The organism is Allofrancisella inopinata (assembly GCF_012222965.1).
Classification (GTDB): Bacteria; Pseudomonadota; Gammaproteobacteria; order Francisellales; family Francisellaceae; genus Francisella; species Francisella inopinata.
The window spans coordinates 963,154-980,401 of the sequence record NZ_CP038241.1; the positions used below are offsets into that span (position 1 = coordinate 963,154).

Consider the following 17,248-nt stretch of genomic DNA (forward strand, 5'->3'; position numbering starts at 1 on the left):
GAAACAAAATAGTAATTAAGGTTATTTTAATTATAAATTTTATTAATAACTGAAGTTACGGACTTTTAAATCTTAATAATTTTCAATATAGTAAAAGATATCATCAACTATTTATACCTTACCTGCCAACAATTGTGAATATTTTTATTAGATAAAAAATCCCTAGATAAACACTGTTTATCAATGTTTTCACAGTTATATTTGTTTAATATAGTTTCAGAAATTTTAAAACGTCTGTAGTTATTAGAAAAATATAAAACCCCATCTTTTTTCAAAGAATCCATCGCTAAATTTACTAGTAACTCATGATCTCTTTGAATATCAAGCACGTCATCCATACGCTTAGAATTAGAAAAAGTTGGTGGATCTAGAAATATGACGTCAAATTTTTGTGTATTTGACTTTAACCAACTAATACAGTCCGATTGAATAAAACTATGTTTTGAAACATCAAGATTATTTAGCTTAAAATTTTGCCTACCCCATTCTAGATAAGTATTTGACATATCAACGCTTGTGGTTTTAGCACCTAACAAAGCTGCATGAACACTGGCTGTACAAGTATAGCTAAAAAGGTTCAATAAACTTTTATTTTTAGCTTTTTTTGCAACTAATTGTCTAATTTTACGGTGATCTAAGAAAATACCTGTATCTAGATAATCATCGAAATTAACATAAAACTTTGCATCAAATTCTTTTATTATATGAAATTTATTTTTGCTATCTGATTTTTGGTATTGATCTTTACCTTTTTGGCGTTGACGTACTCTTGTGTAAATATTACTATATGGAATATTCAAAGTTTTATGTACCTGATAGATAGCTTGGTAAAACCTTTGCTTGGCAATACTAGGGTCTATAGTTGCATCTGCTTTATATTCTTGTAAAAAAACATTCTCACCATAGATATCAACAGCTACTGCAAATGTTGGTATATCAGCATCGTATAGACGATAACACTCTACTGCTGCTTGCTTTAACCAAGGTTTTAAATTTTTAAGGTTCTTTTGTAGCTTATTAGCAAAATCCATATGCTCATCAGATTTAGCTGCAGAAGCTTCAGCAAGGCGAATATTTTTTTCTAATTGAGATTCATGTTTAAATCTTGATTGCTCATTTATTTCAAACTGATATAGGATAGTTTCTATAGCACCGTTATAAAATTTATTGCGCTTAGTCGTGCGAAACTGTAACTCTTTTATAGAATCATAGAAATTAGTTAATATTGCAACTTTCCAATTTTGAAAATCAGCGTAAAGCCTTTCATCAAAGCCATTAAATGCATCTAATAAATCAGCTATTCTATCACCGAATAATCTCTCACCATATGGCGGGTTTGTAACTATTAAACCAGTATTTAGAAATACATTTTTAAGATCTCTAATATCTTGTTGTTTAATCGTGATAATATCACTCAATCCTGCTAAAGAAATATTTTTACTAGCTTTATCTAAAATACTATTATCGATATCATAGCCCTGGATAATGGCTTTTGAAATTTTTACACTTTCTTTAGCTTTAGTTAGTAAATCTTGCCATAGTTCTTGATTATGTAATCTTGAGTTAAAAACCTTGAAATCATCGTTTAGTATTGCTGGAGCAATATTTTTAGCCATTAATGCAGCTTCTATTAAAATTGTGCCAGAACCGCACATTGGGTCTACTAAAATTGGTGTATCTCTTTTTAACTCTTCTAGCCACCCTGCTTTTATAAGTATAGCTGCAGCTAGATTTTCTTTTAATGGTGCTTGACCTTGGTTTTGTCTATATGAACGCCTATGTAAACTTTCTAAATTAATACACAAATACACATTCACAAAATTTTTATGTAAATGTAGCTTAATAACATTATCCGGATTTTCCGTATCAACATCCGGGCGTTCTTTAAAATTATTTCTAAATTGGTCAACTATCGCGTCTTTTGTCTTTTGTGAGACAAACATAGTATTATTAAAATCATAATGATTTCCTGATACTATAATTTTAAAAGTTTTATCAACATCAAAATAGTCATTCCAGTTTATTGAAGATATAAAATCATATAGTTCTTGCTGAGTTTCAACCTTTTGGGTAGCTATTTTAAGCATCACTTGACTAGCTAAACGTGAATGAATACAAACTTTATATGCATCCTCTAGAGGGCCCTCAAATTCTACTCCGGCAAGTTTTTCTTGAGCTGATATTTTTAGGCCTACTAGTTCCTCTTTTAAAAGAATTTCTAAACCTTTAGCGCAACTGATAAAAAAAGTAAAATTTTGCATAAAAAATGTAAACTATGTTATATGGCTTAAATGATATAGTAATTAAAGTAAATGACAATGGATATAACAGAACTTTGCTAGTTATTTACTTAAGATAAAACTAAATACATAAACCACTCCCAACCCGAAGTTGAGAGTTGTCTAATATTTCCTAATTTGGAGCTGCGCAACCAGGGATATTATGATATATAGATGTGTTTGGAGATTCAGCTGCAATAGTGGTTGTACCATCTGAAACTGAAACATAATACTTAAATTTGTTTTGTGTTGTAGAGTTTGGACAATTTTTCCATACAGCTCCTGTTACAATTTGCTCAATTTGGTCTCTAGGAACCTCTGAAGTAACTTTATAGGTATAATTAGCACTAGAGTCTGGTCCTGAGACTTTTGTTACTGAGGTTGTGTTAATATTAGTTGGTGCTATACCTCCACATTGAGCCCAACTACTCTGGCCGATTCGATGGCAGTTAGAACCATTTGTTGTAGAGGTTATAGGAGAAGCTTGAACAATGTAGCTGCCTAATATCTCTTCCGGAGTGTTTTTAGTTGTAAAAACAGCTGCTACAGAGCAAGTCTGGCTTGGACGCTCATCTTGACAGTTTAAAAGAGTACCTGAAACTACAGTTGGGGTATCGACACTAATATTTGGTCTAGGAGGCGTTCCAGGAGTAGTCTGAGGATAACCTGACATATCATTTATAGTGACTGTGATTGGATTACTTATATTATTACTGGTAAGGGTACCATCTTGAGCTAAAAAATCGTCAAATGCAAACGTATATACCGTTGGGTATTGCTTGTCAGAAGTTACTGTCGCATTAGTACAAAGATCTCCAGAAGATTTATCATAACATAGCGAATGAATAACCTTTGAATATTGACTAAACCATGGACCTTTATCTGTTAAACTTCCATTTGCAGAATTATTTTTATATAAAATATCTTCATTACTATTTATGATATTTTTCAAAGAATCTTTATCTATAGCAATATTGTATATTTGACTATTTGAAACAGGAAGCAATCCTGCTGAAAAAAGAGCTGTCAATGATTCAGCTATAAGCCCTTTTGCTGGATGATTAGTTTGAATAGTAGCTACTGTTGTATACACTTTTGGTAATATGTTATTGTTATCAAAAGGCCATTGACCTGGACTAAAAAAATCAAATGAACTTACATAATCCATAGGTATATATTCCTTTTGTAAAATACTTTGGTTACCTGTCGGTGTTGTACATGTGCTTAGATCTGTAGTATCTGTACATACCTTCGGAATAAACTCCCAACAACTACTACTATTAGCATAAGCTCCATATATCGGCCTACCTTGTGAATCATACCCATTTATTTTTTGGCTACATTGGCTATTAGCTGATATTCCATTTGCAAAATAAACAACGTCTTTAAAAATAATTGTTTGAGGATAAGCTGGCTGGTTTAGCTGACTTACATCAAAAGCAAGCTGATGAGATGTATCTGTATAGTAACTTATTAGATTATTCAAATAAGAAGTCGAAGATATAGTTTGTAGTAAATAACTTGTACCAGTAGCTGGAGGATCATTTGCAATATTTTTTTGAGATCCTAAAGAATTTGTAGCTCCAGAAGAAGTAGCTATTCCGGAAGGACTGATAATACGTATTGGATTTAATCCAGAATCATTAAATACCAGAGAGCTCCAAGTAGTTTGGTTTTCTGAATAAACTCCTGTTGGCATTTCAGGTACTGCTTTATTCATAATCTGACTCCAACTCATTCCTAAAGGGTATCCAGATTCAGTCAGATCACTAACAACAATAGGAGAAGGATTTTGTATAGTAATTGGTATACCAAAAAAATCAACACTTGTAGGATCTATATATAGCACACCGTTCTGCCATGTTAGTTCAAATTTATCATAAACTACTTGAGACATATAATAATTACTATCTGAAGAGCTAGTGCTATAAAAAGGTATGGATGAAGCAACACCTCCTAAAGGATGTCCTATAGATACATATATTCGTCCGGATACAAATGGATCTGGAAGTTTTATTGTAAAGTCTCCAGCTGTTCCGATACTTTTACTATAGTCTTGCAAATATGCCTTACCTAGTAAAGGTCCTTTTGTCAAAGATCCATCATTATTTACTGTATAAATGTTTGCTCCATCTACAACCGTTATATAAGTATCATCGACCACATTAGCGTTATTAATAATTTTTAATGGATAATCTGCAGCTTCTAACGAGTTAAAACTCAATAGCCCCAAACTTAAGAGACATCCCTTTTTTAATATTTTCTTTTTCATAACGTTGTACTATTATTAATGTTGACTTTGATTTAATCATTATTTAATATCAGGTGTAATAAAAAATAGCAAGCTTTATCATGCTTAAACAAACCTGTATTTCTTTAATTGTCATATTCTTTGTTTCTTTTTTATCCAGTTGTTTAGAAAATAATAATAATGTTTCTCTACTTATGTATAATGATACAGCTGATACCCAACCGTATGTAGCTTATCCAGCCTATACTTGGATACCTGAAGGAGTAATCTATGCTCAGCCATCTTCTACTTTAACTCCAACAGCTATTAAATTTAGTCTATCCGGAGATGCTATCAACAATCCTTTATGTATAATCTCATTTACAAACGTTAATGGAGATTGGGAAATTTTACCTAATGATACAACAACAGGTACAACTTTCCTTTATAAAGAAGGTTTTGATAATGCCATTCTTAGCGTTAATTGTGGTCTTGCTGGATCTGGTATTTATACGTTTCATATGAATACTGAATTTACAATAGGTAAAGCCATATTCCATTCAAGCCAAGATTTCTTAATAAATTTTGTACTTAATAGCAAAAAAAACCTAACAATATCAACAACTCCCATAAGAAAGTAATATTCCTTAATGTTTTACTATCTTGGAAGGAAATTTATAACAACCAAAAGTTTTGCTAAAGTGAAATATCTAGCTAAAAAATCATATATAGTGCAACACCTTTAATCTTAAAACCACAATTTACCTAAAATAATAATATATTGTATAATTTTTATTAATATATTAAACCAAATAATATAAATATTAAAATAACAATAAACATTAAACTTGAGTTACAGAATTAGCCTTGTGATTGTGTATAGCCTACTAGACATAAAAGTAGTACTACATGCTTGTTTTATGTTTACTTAATTTTAATGTTAATAAGTTAAATATAATAAAGTGTATATAATAAGGAGTAAATAAGTTTATGACAGATATAGAAACAATTTGTTTAAAACCAAATAAACCTAACAGAAAACCTAGATATGATTCTTTTATTTCAGACCAAATCTCTTATACCATCGCCAGCCATAGAAGTAGTCCTTACTATGACCTCTGCTCAGATGCAAAATTTAAAGCTAAGGAAAGAATTAAAATTTTTAGCTTGTTAGAAAAAGTTTTCGGTAAAGAAATCCGCCGATTTTATGACTATGCAATAGTTGCCAGCATAGAAATAGAAATAAAAAGAGCTGTAGTTTTAAACGTACATGCTCTTCCTGATTCCCAGAGACAACCGATCGGCACTAAAATGTTACAAGTATTTGAAAATTATCTTATTAAACACGAAAATATTCAGGAACTTTACCTCCAATCAACAATTAATGAAGTTGAGTTTTACAAGAATCTTCACTTTGAGAAACTAAAATCCCGACAAAAAATTCCTACTCCATTAATCAAACATATCAGTTACGGAAATATGTGCTATAAGAAAAAACTACCACATAATGATGATTATAATTTAATAAGGAAAAAAGTAAAGTCATTAATCGAAGACACAGATGAATATGCTAATCACATTGTTCCAAATGACTCATATATTCCCCACGCTCGTAAGTTTATTACAAACAACGTAACTTTTATAAGTAAGGTTATAGATAAGTATAGCGGCAAGGTTAAAAATAGAATAATATCCTTAGGTATTGCAGGTAAAAAAATTAATCATCCAAACTTAGAAATTAATAATGCAATCTTACCTGACCGTCTTGCAAAAGTAATAAGAACACTTCTAAACGATACTAAGAAACTAAGTCTATTACCAAGTTCTTTTATAGAAGAATTTGCCAGGGAAATATCATCACAAACTAGAAGAAATAACGCTCAATCAATCAAGAAAACAAAATTCTTTACTTCGAGAGACCCGGAAGTTAAAAAATTGTACAACAACCCATATATAGAATTGCGGAAGATTTATTTTGCGAACTTAAGTTTGCAAGAAAAATTCTCTGGGGATTTCTAGCAACTATTTAGCATTCTTACTATTTCATCAGAAATTTTTACACCAGAGATATCACTATCTTCTAAAAGCAGATCTTTGATTCCATGGCTTAAAAATTTATCTTTTAAACCAAAGTTTCTAACTATTAGATTTTTATGCAAATCATTAGCAAAAATATATTCATTTACAGCCGAACCAGCTCCACCAGCAATAGAGTTTTCTTCCAAAGTTATAACTACTTGGTGAGACTTACAAATTTCAGTAATCACTCTTTCATCTAAAGGTTTAACAAAACGCATATCTACGATTGTAGCATCACATTTATTTGCTACTTCCATAGCTATCGGTAATAAAGTACCAAAATTCAAAATTGCTACTTTTGATCCTTGTTTTATAATTTTTGCTTTACCAATTTCTAAGTCTAGTTTTTCTGTGATTTCTGCTCCTATCCCAGTGCCTCTAGGGTAACGAACCATAGCAGGACCAGTATACTGATATCCAAGTTCTAACATATGGAAAGCTTCATTTTCATCACTTGGAGTCATAATTATATGATTCGGTATACAACGCATAAAACTAAGATCAAAACTACCATCATGTGTAGCGCCATCAGCTCCTACCAGTCCTGCTCTATCTACAGCATATAAGACATCTAGGTTTTGTAATGCCACATCATGAATAACTTGATCATATGCCCTTTGAAGAAAGGTTGAGTAAATAGCAACTACTGGCTTTAAACCTTGGCAAGCAAGACCACCAGCAAAAGTAACTGCATGTTGCTCAGCTATGGCAACATCAAAATATCTATCAGGATATTGCTGTGAAAATGCTATTAAGTCAGAACCCTCTTTCATAGCTGGAGTAATACCAACTAAACGATTATCTTTAGCAGCTTTTTGACATATCCAGGAACCAAAAATATTTGAAAAAGTTGGTTTTGGCACTTTAGTGATGCTATCACCTGTATGAAAACTTGGAGCAACGTGGTGAAACTTAATAGGGTCAAACTCTGCTTTTGTATATCCTTTGCCTTTTTTAGTTACAACATGTAGAAGTTTAGGTCCTTTATGGTTGTTTAAAATCTTTAAAGTCTTAATCAGCTCATGTACATCATGCCCATCTATCGGACCCACATAATAAAATCCTAAATCTTCAAAAAAATTCGCTGGTACAAACATTCCCTTAGTTTGAGTTTCTATCTTTTTAACTAACTCAAATACTGGTGGAATATTTTTTAAAACTTCTTTACCTTTCTCACGTATAGAGTTATAAAACCCTCCAGAAATTATCTTGCTAAAATGAGCAGATAAGCCTCCTACGTTATCAGATATCGACATCTCATTATCATTTAATACTACTAGAATATCTTCTTTAATTCCTCCAGCATGATTTAAAGCTTCAAAAGCCATACCTCCTGTTATAGCTCCATCACCGATTATTGCTACTGTTTTTGAAGGTTTGTTTTTAAGCCTATCAGCTATAGCCATACCAAGAGCTGCACTAATCGATGTACTTGAGTGCCCTACCCCAAAAGCATCATACTCACTCTCTGAACGCTTTGGAAAACCAGATATGCCACCATCTTTTTTGATAGTTACTAACTGATTTTTTCTACCTGTTAGAATCTTATGAATATAGGTCTGATGACCAACATCCCAAACTATGTTATCATGCGGTGCGTTATAAACATAATGCAAGGCAACTGTAAGCTCAGTAGCACCTAAACTACTAGCGAAATGTCCGCCACTTACATCTAATGTGTTAATAAGAAAACTTCTTAATTCTGACGATAAATCTTTAAGCTGATTTTCTGAAAGAAGTTTAAGATCAGCAGGAGTGTTTATCTTATCTAACAAATTGTATTTTGACATAACTTTAAAAATCTTTTGTTTAGTTAGAAAATATGTATTTAAATCCCGTTAACCTTTTAGAGTTAACGTTATTATTCCCACTCTATCGTTCCTGGTGGTTTACCTGTAACATCATATACTACGCGAGATACTTGCTTTACCTCATTTACTATTCTGTTAGAAACTAATGATAAAAAATCATATGGTAAGTTTGCCCATGTAGCAGTCATAAAATCAATACTTACAACAGCTCTTAGAGCTATAACATACTCATACCTTCGTTGGTCGCCAACCACACCAACTGATTTTACAGGTAAAAACACTCCAAAAGCTTGAGAAATATCATGATACAAACCATGATTGTATAATTCTGCTGTAAATATAGCATCTGCTTTTTGTAGAATCTCTACATATTCTTTTTTGACTTCACCTAATATACGCACTCCTAAACCAGGTCCAGGAAAAGGATGTCTGTATAACATATCATAAGGTAGCCCTAAACCTAACCCCAATTTACGAACTTCATCTTTAAATAGCTCTCTTAGCGGCTCTAAAAGTTTTAGCTTCATTTCTTTAGGCAATCCACCAACATTATGATGAGATTTAATAACATGAGCTTTAGATTTATTATTTCCAGCTGATTCGATAACATCACTATAAATTGTACCTTGTGCAAGCCATTTAGCATTTTCAATCTTTGCTGCTTCTTCATCAAAGATATCAATAAAAAGCTTACCTATAATTTTACGTTTTTGCTCAGGATCAGAAATCCCTTTAAGCTCATCTAAAAACCTATCCTTTGCATTAACACGGATAACGTTAATATCCATGTTATCAGCAAACACTTTCATTACCTGGTCGCCTTCATTAAGACGAAGTAACCCAGTATCTACAAATATACATGTAAGTTGATCACCAATAGCTTTATGTAATATCGCTGCAACTACAGATGAATCAACCCCTCCAGATAAACCTAATATTACCTTATCAGAACCTACTTTTTCTTTGATTTGTTCAATATCATTTTCAATAATGTTTTCGATGTTCCAAAGGGTGTCACATTTACAAATATTAACTACAAAATTTTCTATTATTTGTTTGCCACTTTCTGTGTGGGTAGTTTCAGGATGAAATTGCACCCCATAAAAAGGCTTTGATTTATGGGCAATAGCAGCTACAGGAGCATTAATAGATGAAGCAATAATCTCAAAATACTCACCTGTATTAGTAACTTTATCACTATGGCTCATCCAAACTAGTTGCTCATTATGTAAGTTAGAAAAAATATTATTATCAGAATTTAAAATATTTATAATGGCTTTCCCAAACTCGCTTTGATCAGCTCCTTTAACTTCACCACCATGTTGCATAACCATAGTTTGCATACCATAGCATATACCAAGGACAGGAACCCCTAACTCAAAAACCATATCCGAAGCTCTAGCATCAGAATCATATACTGATTCTGGCCCTCCAGATAAGATAATACCCTTAGCACCATACGATTTAATAAACTCAGCATCTATATCATAAGGGAAAATTTCACAAAAAACTCCTACTTCTCTAACTCTACGAGCTATAAGTTGCGTATATTGTGAACCAAAATCTAAAATAAGAATTTTATGTTTATGTATATCTGTCATTATATTATATGAAAAAGAAATGTTAATGCATATTCTAGCTTAAAAGAACCAAAATTGTAATTAGCTTTTGCCGATAAAAATGAGTGATTAATTACTTTGTAAATTTTCAATTTCAAACATAATACTTTTGATGTTTTTTTTAATAGAGTCAGATGATGCCTGAGTCATCACAAACATTTTTAAAAAGATAACGCCATCTATAGCTACCAATAAATTGTCGTAAGGAAAATCTATAATATTTAATTCGCGAAAATATGAAATTAGCCATAATATAACTATATACAAGCAAACAAACCAAGTTTGTTTTAATAACCGTAAGAAGTCATTTGGTATAAAAACTAACCAGTAAAATATGCATACTAAAACTATAAGTATTGCCAAATACATAAGATTAGAGGTACCTGACCAATAGATAAAGTAAGAGCATGATATGAAACCTAAATAACCAAATAGTTTGTAAAATGGCAGTTTAAACTTTCTTTCTAAGTCTGGGAAATTATCCCTAAAAATAATTAAAACCACTGGACCTGATAAACAGCTAAATAAAACTAATGATGATAAAAATGTAACTAATTGAGTCCAGGTTGGAAATTGAAATAAAAATACCAACCCTACAAAGAAATTAATCCAGATACAAAAAACAGGAACTGAACTTTTATTTAATTTAGTTAAAATAGACTCTTTGAAAAACTCTAAACCAAAAGCTTGAAGTATTCTTCCTGTTACAGCTGTAAATACATTAGCTGTTCCTAAAGGAGCTACCATAGCATCTATAAATAAAATAGTATATACAAAATGCAAACCAAACAAACTTAGAAGTCCTAATAAAGGAGCAACACTAGCATTGAAATTATCTACTTGCGCTGGTACACAAAATATGAACAATAAAGATAAAGACAAATACATTGTCAATCCAACAACTACAGGAGCAAATAAAGACAATGGAATTGCTAGCTTAGGGTTTCTAGCGGAATTTGCGATAATCAGACCGTTTTGAAATCCAGAAAAAGCAAAAGCAAGACCAGATCCTGTTACTGCTAAAAGTATATGCTCAAAGCTTACACTTATTTTAGCACTATTAGCATGATAGTTATCAAAAGATCCATATACAGCTAGCATGCCTACAGCTATTGCTATTGGCAAAAATATCTTCCACATACTTACTATAGAGTTAATTTTAGCAACATTTTTAAGCTGATAAGTATTAAGATACGTAACTCCTAACATAATAAAGAAAGCTATAACCACACCATAGTGTGATAAAAATATTCCACTAGAGTTACTATCAACTAAGTTAGGAAACCAAAAACCCAAATACTGAACAACAGATTGTGCTTCTAATGGCAAGTAAACAATATAACTAATCCAACCTAACACTACAAATAAAAAACCTAAAGCACGTGAATGTGTAATTCTTAAAAAACGCATAGCACCAGAAACAATCGGTAGCATCGAAGCAACTTCAGCAAAGCATAAAGCTACTAGTAAAGTTAAAAGAGCAGTTAAAAACCATGAAAGTATCACGCCTACTCCAGCAGTTTGATAACCATAATATGGAGAAAATAACCAGCCACTACCTATCATCCCACCAGTTGAAATAAAAACAATAGCTAAAGTTGAAAGTTTTTTCATGATGTTCTTTTTGACCTTTACGTTATAATCAATAATACTAAATAAAAAATATTAATGAAATATTTGCTAATAACAATACTTATTATATAGCTTTTTCTCTGAAATTTGCTCCTGATCCATAACTGAATTTACAATCTCCACTTAGCTTAACGTAGTATTGCTTATATCAAAAAGCCGATTTTTTGAATTGTAAACTTAGCTTTGTTATACTAATAAAACCTCTGATTAATATATAAAAGAGCTTAAACACTTTTAAGCTTATAAAAAAATCTATGAAATTTAAAATTTTTAATAAAATTTTTCAAGCAGGAGAGACGGCTACGCTTGCCATGCCATTACCAAGTCAATACTCATGTGCCCCCATGTATTTACCTATAAAAATACTAAATGGCTTATATCAAGGACCTTGTTTTTTAATATTTGGAATGGTCAATGGTGATGAATTTAACAGTATTGAAATAATAAATTCTCTGTTGGAAGATATTAATCCCAAGCAGTTAAATGGCACAATAATAGCTATACCTGTATTAAATATTTTTGGACTAGTGCATTCAACCAGACATAGCTTACCATTAGAACAAGCTTTTCCAGGTGATGAAAATGGCTCTTTCATGCAGCGTTATGCCTATAGGGTAACTCAAGAAATAGTCAAAAAAGCTGATTATTCAATACAACTAAAAACTGGTGCTTTAGATCATGAAATATTACCTCAAGTTTATTTTAATGCTAAAGATCAAGATTCTATAAAGATGGCTAGAGCATTTCAAGCTCCCGTTATAACTGCTGTAAATATGGATCAATCTAGCATCCGTCGAATTCATCAAGATTTAGAGATACCTTTTATATGTTATGAAGCTGGTGAAGCTAATAAATTTAATGAAGAAGCTATAAATGTAGGGGTTTCTGGCATTAAAAATGTCATGAGAAAACTGGATATTTTAAAAGATCAAGATTTTGTACAACAAATAAAACCTGTAGTATCTAATGATACTGAATGGACTATATCCGATAAACCTGGGATTCTAAGAACAGAAATAGGGCTTGGCACTAGAATAAAGGAAAATCAAAAAATTGGTAAACTGATAGATCCTTTTGGTAATGATGGAAGTGTATCACTTAAATCACCTATCGATGGAATAATTTTAGGTATCAATAACTACCCTCTAATAAAAGAAGGGGATTTAGTTTTTAAGGTAGCATCTTTTCAGGATGACGAGAAAGCTGAAGCAAAAATAGAAAATTGGGAAGAAATAGCAAAAGAAAATTTTAGTGATGAATAACAGGATCTCCTTGATTGCAATAATAGTTTGGTTAACTTGTGCTAGTTTTTTTATGTATGAGTTTTTACTTAGAACTATCCTCGGAACATTTGAACGTCAAATAATTACTGATTTAAATCTAAGCTTGTTTACCTTTAGTATCCTTAGTTCAACCGCATACCAAATAACATATGGGTTAATGCAAATTCCAGTCGGTGTAATTACTGATAAGTTAGGTTTAAAAAAAACTCTTAGCTTAGCTATTTTAATCTGTGTATTAGGTGTCGGGTTATTTAGTTTATGTAATAGTTTTACTGCAGCACTTATTTATAGAATGACAATAGGTTTTGGTGCTTCTTTTGGTTTTTTATGTCTACTAATAGCTGTTTATGATTGGCTACCACATAAGCATATTGGTTTATATATAGGATTATCACAATTCATAGGAGTAATGGGGCCAATGTTAGCTGCTGGGCCTTTGGATTCATTATCACAAGCTGGTGGTATAGGTTGGCGCTTTATATCTATAACACTAGCTACTATAGGACTAATATTAGCAGCTGTAACTATAATAGTAGTAAAAAATAATAATCAAGAATTAAACAAAGTTATTATATTAAGTAGCCCATCATCTATTGTTAGTGAAATAAAAGGCTTATTTTCTAATACACAAATATGGTTAATTGCTATCTTTTCTGCTACAACATATCTAGCTATAGAGTATTTATCTGAAAATACTACAAAAAGTTTCTTAGAGTTAAATGGCTATAGCTCACAATTAGGATCTTATTTAATTACAATAGCTTGGCTTGGCTATGGATTAGGTTGTCCAGGTTTAGGGTTTATATCAGATACCTTAAAACGAAGGAAACCTATAATGACCTTTGCTATTTGCTTAACATTTATTTCTTTAGTCACAATAATATTTTTTCCTATAAATAAACTTGTATTATATATATCGTTTATTTGTTTAGGGTTTGGTGCAAGTGGCCAAAGTATTGGATTTGCAATTATTGCTGAACAGTGTAAACCTAAACATAGAGCTACTGGATTAGGAGTAAATAATTTTCTAATAACACTGTCTGTAGCAATTGGTTCGCCGATTATTAGTAGTACATTAGGTATGCTCTCTAATGGAAATAAAGTATCGATATGTGATTACAAAATAAGTCTAAGCATTTTACTTATTTTTACAGCTATGGGTATAGTTATCAGTATATTTTTTATTAAAGAAACATTCTGTAGATCGACAAAAGAAGTGATTATGTTAGACTAAAAACTAAAAGGGTTTAGTTCTTAAGTAAATTTCTAACCTATTTAAAATATTCAAACCAGAAAATATTGTGATTAAGTGACTAGCTTAGGAAACAAGTTTATTTACTACGGAACTTAATACGTCCTTTTGTCAAATCATAAGGAGTTATTTCAACAACAACCTTATCACCCGTTAAGATACGAATATAATTTTTTCTCATTTTCCCAGAAATGTGAGCTGTTACAATGTGGCCATTTTCTAACTCAACTCTGAACATTGTGTTAGGAAGAGCTTCTAAAACCACCCCTTCCATTTCTATACAATCTTCTTTTGCCATAGTGGCTAATTCTCCTATATTATTATTTTTAAACTTATATAATTAAATATAAAACAGCTTTATATTCTAAAGCATTTCAATAAAAACACAATATTTCCAAAACAAACTTTTTTAGAAATGATATACTTTTCTCACTTAAAATGTTACTTAAAATTCTTTTATTTTGGAAAATAACCTTTTATTTGAAGTAATCATTTTTCTAGTAGCAGTGTTAGGTGGAACTGTAGGATCTGTTGTTGGATTAGGGGGAGCTTTAGTTATTACCCCTCTACTATCAACTGTTTTAGGAGTTCCTTTACACTATACTATTGGAGCATCTTTAGTTGCTGTAATATGTACATCTTCAGCAACTTCCATAGTATCTTTAAAATCCCACGGGTTCACAAAAGAAAAACTTGGTGTCTTCTTAGCATTAGCAGCAGGAATCGGAGGAACACTTGGAGCAAAGCTAGCAATATCTATAAAACCAGCTACTTTGTTCTTAATTTTTGGAGGAGTACTTGTGGTGATAGCATTTTTAAGTTTCTCGAAACGACAAACTTCTCAGCAGCAGTTTTCTTCAAAACTAGCAGAAAAACTACAACTTAATGATAAATTCATGGTTGATAATCAAGAAATACACTATAACGTTGATAAACCTGGCTTAGGTTTTTTAAGTATGCTAGGAGCTGGATTTATTGGTGGATTACTAGGCATAGGCGCTGGAGCGTTTAAAGTTATTGCTATGGATAAAATAATGAAAATTCCGTTTAAAGTAAGTGCTTCGACGAGTAATTTTATCATGGGAATAACTGCTTTTGCTGCTACTTCTACTTATTACTTTGCTGGCTATATTGACAGTGTGATTACTTTACCAGTTGCATTAGGAACTTTACTAGGAGCTACAATAGGTTCTAAAATTATGCCTTTTGTCTCAGTAAGAGTCTTAAGGTTAACATTTTTTATCATCATCTTAATAGCAGCTATCCAAATGATCAGTAAAGGGCTACTTTTATGACAAAAAGTCAAATTATATATAAAGTTTTAAAATCTAACTTAATCATTTCTATAGTAATCCTAATTATAGGTTTTTTCTATAGGAGCTATGAAGTCATTAATTGTAGTAGTCAATATATAATAAATTATCAAGAGACTGTAGCGATAAAAATTATAAATTTTGGGCTATTCTTAATAATTATTTTCCCAGTTTTGAGAATATTTTTAGAATTTTGTTTCTTTATAAAAGAAAAAAACTATACATACATTATAGTTTGTTTATTATTATTTGTTGTTATTGGCATAAGTATAATCTCTTAAGATAGTATATTTTCTCTAAAAATGTTAACATTTTCCTAACTAATAACTAATTCACCCCAAGGGTTGGAATACTTATAGACTTATGTTTACTAGTTTATCGGAAAAATTACAATCTTCTTTTAATAAATTAAAAGGACAGACTTCTCTTACAGAAGAGAATATTCAATCAGCTTTACGTGATATCAGGGTATCACTATTAGAAGCCGATGTAGCTTTACCTGTTGTAAAGAAATTTATTGAAAATATCAAAGAAAAAGCTATTGGTGAGACAGTTAAAAAAAGCCTTACACCAGATCAGACTTTTGTATCTTTTGTAAAAAAAGAGTTAGAAAAAGCTCTTGGTGAAGAAGCTGTACCTATAAATTTAAAAACTCAGCCACCTGCTATTATCTTAATGGCTGGTTTACAAGGTGCTGGTAAAACGACATCTACAGCAAAACTTGCTAAATATCTTAAAGAAAAGTATAAGAAAAAAGTAATGGTAGTAAGTGCAGACGTTTACCGCCCTGCTGCTATTGATCAACTAAGAACTTTAGCAAATAGCTTAGATATTGATTTTTTTGAATCTGATATTAACCAAAAGCCTGACTTTATAGTTACTCAAGCTATCAAAACAGCCAGAACTAAACTAGCTGATGTGCTCATAATAGATACTGCTGGTAGATTACATATAGATGAATCCATGATGGATGAAATCAAACAAATTCACAAAATTGCAAAACCAATAGAAACACTATTTACTGTAGATAGTATGACCGGTCAAGATGCTGCTGTAACTGCTAAAGCTTTTAATGACGCTCTTGAACTAACTGGTATAGTATTAACTAAAACTGATGGTGATGCTAGAGGCGGTGCGGCTCTATCGATTAGGGAAATAACTGGTAAGCCTATTAAATTCTTAGGTACTGGTGAAAAAACTGATGCTTTAGAACCTTTCCATCCAGATAGAGTAGCTTCTAAAATCCTCGGTATGGGTGATATGCTTAGCTTAATAGAAAGCATAGAGCAAAAAACAGAAAAAGATACTGCCGAAAAACTTACTAAAAAACTAAAAAGTGGTAAAAATTTTGATCTAGAAGATTTTAAGAACCAAATTCTACAAATGAAAAAAATGGGCGGTGTTGGCTCTATAATGTCAAATTTACCAAATATACCAAACATGCCTGGCAACGTTGGTGATGAAATGTTTAAAAAAATAGAGGCTATGATAGATTCAATGACACCACTTGAACGTAAAAAGCCAGAACTTATTAAACATAGCAGAAAACAAAGAATTATTAGAGGTTCTGGTACCACTGTTCAAGACCTTAATAAATTATTACAACAGCATACTCAAATGAAAAAAATGATGAAAAGTGTAGTTGGCAAAAAAGGTGGTATGGCAAATATAATGAAGCGTATGTCTGCTATGCAACGTGTGGGTGGTATGGCAAATCTACTAGGTAAAAAATAATAAGTATAGGAAATTA

13 protein-coding genes are annotated in these 17,248 nt (G+C 31.5%); 7 read left to right on the top strand and 6 right to left on the bottom strand.

Going from position 1 to position 17,248, the window contains the following annotated elements:
* Window positions 1-107 precede the first annotated feature (107 nt).
* Window positions 108-2,261 carry a bifunctional 23S rRNA (guanine(2069)-N(7))-methyltransferase RlmK/23S rRNA (guanine(2445)-N(2))-methyltransferase RlmL gene (gene rlmKL / locus E4K63_RS04350; RefSeq protein ID WP_133942221.1) on the bottom strand — a complete coding sequence of 718 codons (2,154 nt, stop codon included), beginning with the start codon at window positions 2,259-2,261 and terminating at the stop codon, window positions 108-110.
* Window positions 2,262-2,412: 151 nt separating this feature from the next.
* Entirely contained in the window at window positions 2,413-4,551 is a 2,139-nt protein-coding gene (locus E4K63_RS04355; RefSeq protein ID WP_133942222.1) for a beta-1,3-glucanase family protein, read from the bottom strand.
* An 80-nt stretch (window positions 4,552-4,631) separates the two neighbouring features.
* Here E4K63_RS04355 and E4K63_RS04360 point away from each other — a divergent pair, with 80 nt between their 5' ends.
* Both E4K63_RS04360 and E4K63_RS04365 read left to right on the top strand, forming a co-directional pair.
* Window positions 4,632-5,150 (top strand): hypothetical protein, encoded by a 519-nt coding sequence (locus E4K63_RS04360; protein WP_133942223.1) that lies wholly within the window; start codon window positions 4,632-4,634, stop codon window positions 5,148-5,150.
* A 349-nt stretch (window positions 5,151-5,499) separates the two neighbouring features.
* Window positions 5,500-6,528 carry a GNAT family N-acetyltransferase gene (locus E4K63_RS04365; protein ID WP_133942224.1) on the top strand — a complete coding sequence of 343 codons (1,029 nt, stop codon included), beginning with the start codon at window positions 5,500-5,502 and terminating at the stop codon, window positions 6,526-6,528.
* Here E4K63_RS04365 and dxs read toward each other — a convergent pair.
* The 3 genes from dxs to E4K63_RS04380 all read right to left on the bottom strand — a co-directional run bounded on the left by dxs (window position 6,525) and on the right by E4K63_RS04380 (window position 11,632).
* Entirely contained in the window at window positions 6,525-8,378 is a 1,854-nt protein-coding gene (gene dxs, locus E4K63_RS04370) for a 1-deoxy-D-xylulose-5-phosphate synthase (protein ID WP_133942225.1), read from the bottom strand. The two genes, E4K63_RS04365 and dxs, sit on opposite strands and share 4 nt — an antisense overlap.
* 71 nt (window positions 8,379-8,449) lie before the next feature.
* Complete coding sequence (gene guaA / locus E4K63_RS04375; protein WP_133942226.1) at window positions 8,450-10,000, bottom strand: glutamine-hydrolyzing GMP synthase; 1,551 nt, start codon at window positions 9,998-10,000, stop codon at window positions 8,450-8,452.
* A gap of 87 nt (window positions 10,001-10,087) precedes the next feature.
* Complete coding sequence (locus E4K63_RS04380; RefSeq protein ID WP_166666908.1) at window positions 10,088-11,632, bottom strand: APC family permease; 1,545 nt, start codon at window positions 11,630-11,632, stop codon at window positions 10,088-10,090.
* Between the two features lie 272 nt (window positions 11,633-11,904).
* On the opposite strand from E4K63_RS04380, the gene E4K63_RS04385 reads away from it, so the two are divergent.
* Together E4K63_RS04385 and E4K63_RS04390 are read left to right on the top strand one after the other, a co-directional pair.
* Entirely contained in the window at window positions 11,905-12,912 is a 1,008-nt protein-coding gene (locus E4K63_RS04385; protein WP_133942228.1) for a succinylglutamate desuccinylase/aspartoacylase family protein, read from the top strand.
* 52 nt (window positions 12,913-12,964) lie between these two features.
* Window positions 12,965-14,167: an MFS transporter gene (locus E4K63_RS04390; RefSeq protein ID WP_243830498.1), complete on the top strand. Its 1,203-nt coding sequence runs from the start codon at window positions 12,965-12,967 to the stop codon at window positions 14,165-14,167.
* Between the two features lie 97 nt (window positions 14,168-14,264).
* Here the strand turns inward: E4K63_RS04390 and infA are convergent, their stop codons facing one another.
* On the bottom strand, window positions 14,265-14,483 hold the full coding sequence (gene infA / locus E4K63_RS04395; RefSeq protein WP_003033733.1) for a translation initiation factor IF-1: 219 nt from the start codon (window positions 14,481-14,483) through the stop codon (window positions 14,265-14,267).
* Window positions 14,484-14,646: 163 nt separating this feature from the next.
* Between infA and E4K63_RS04400 the strand changes: the two genes are divergently transcribed.
* From E4K63_RS04400 to ffh, 3 genes are all read left to right on the top strand, one after another.
* Window positions 14,647-15,480, top strand: a complete 834-nt coding sequence (locus E4K63_RS04400; protein WP_133942230.1) for a sulfite exporter TauE/SafE family protein — start codon at window positions 14,647-14,649, stop codon at window positions 15,478-15,480.
* Window positions 15,477-15,779, top strand: a complete 303-nt coding sequence (locus E4K63_RS04405; protein WP_133942231.1) for a DUF1634 domain-containing protein — start codon at window positions 15,477-15,479, stop codon at window positions 15,777-15,779. Before E4K63_RS04400 ends, E4K63_RS04405 begins: the two co-directional genes overlap by 4 nt.
* 82 nt (window positions 15,780-15,861) lie before the next feature.
* A complete protein-coding gene (gene ffh / locus E4K63_RS04410) occupies window positions 15,862-17,232 on the top strand; it encodes a signal recognition particle protein (RefSeq protein WP_133942232.1) in 1,371 nt (456 codons plus the stop codon).
* Window positions 17,233-17,248 lie beyond the last annotated feature (16 nt).

Excerpts from the sequence above, each read along its gene's own strand:
- rlmKL (WP_133942221.1), bottom strand. The coding sequence starts at position 2,261 with ATGCAAAATTTTACTTTTTTTATCAGTTGCGCTAAAGGTTTAGAAATT.
- E4K63_RS04380 (WP_166666908.1), bottom strand. The coding sequence starts at position 11,632 with ATGAAAAAACTTTCAACTTTAGCTATTGTTTTTATTTCAACTGGTGGG.
- E4K63_RS04360 (WP_133942223.1), top strand. The coding sequence starts at position 4,632 with ATGCTTAAACAAACCTGTATTTCTTTAATTGTCATATTCTTTGTTTCT.
- guaA (WP_133942226.1), bottom strand. The coding sequence starts at position 10,000 with ATGACAGATATACATAAACATAAAATTCTTATTTTAGATTTTGGTTCA.
- ffh (WP_133942232.1), top strand. The coding sequence starts at position 15,862 with ATGTTTACTAGTTTATCGGAAAAATTACAATCTTCTTTTAATAAATTA.
- E4K63_RS04390 (WP_243830498.1), top strand. The coding sequence starts at position 12,965 with ATGTATGAGTTTTTACTTAGAACTATCCTCGGAACATTTGAACGTCAA.
- infA (WP_003033733.1), bottom strand. The coding sequence starts at position 14,483 with ATGGCAAAAGAAGATTGTATAGAAATGGAAGGGGTGGTTTTAGAAGCT.
- dxs (WP_133942225.1), bottom strand. The coding sequence starts at position 8,378 with ATGTCAAAATACAATTTGTTAGATAAGATAAACACTCCTGCTGATCTT.
- E4K63_RS04385 (WP_133942228.1), top strand. The coding sequence starts at position 11,905 with ATGAAATTTAAAATTTTTAATAAAATTTTTCAAGCAGGAGAGACGGCT.
- E4K63_RS04355 (WP_133942222.1), bottom strand. The coding sequence starts at position 4,551 with ATGAAAAAGAAAATATTAAAAAAGGGATGTCTCTTAAGTTTGGGGCTA.
- E4K63_RS04405 (WP_133942231.1), top strand. The coding sequence starts at position 15,477 with ATGACAAAAAGTCAAATTATATATAAAGTTTTAAAATCTAACTTAATC.
- E4K63_RS04365 (WP_133942224.1), top strand. The coding sequence starts at position 5,500 with ATGACAGATATAGAAACAATTTGTTTAAAACCAAATAAACCTAACAGA.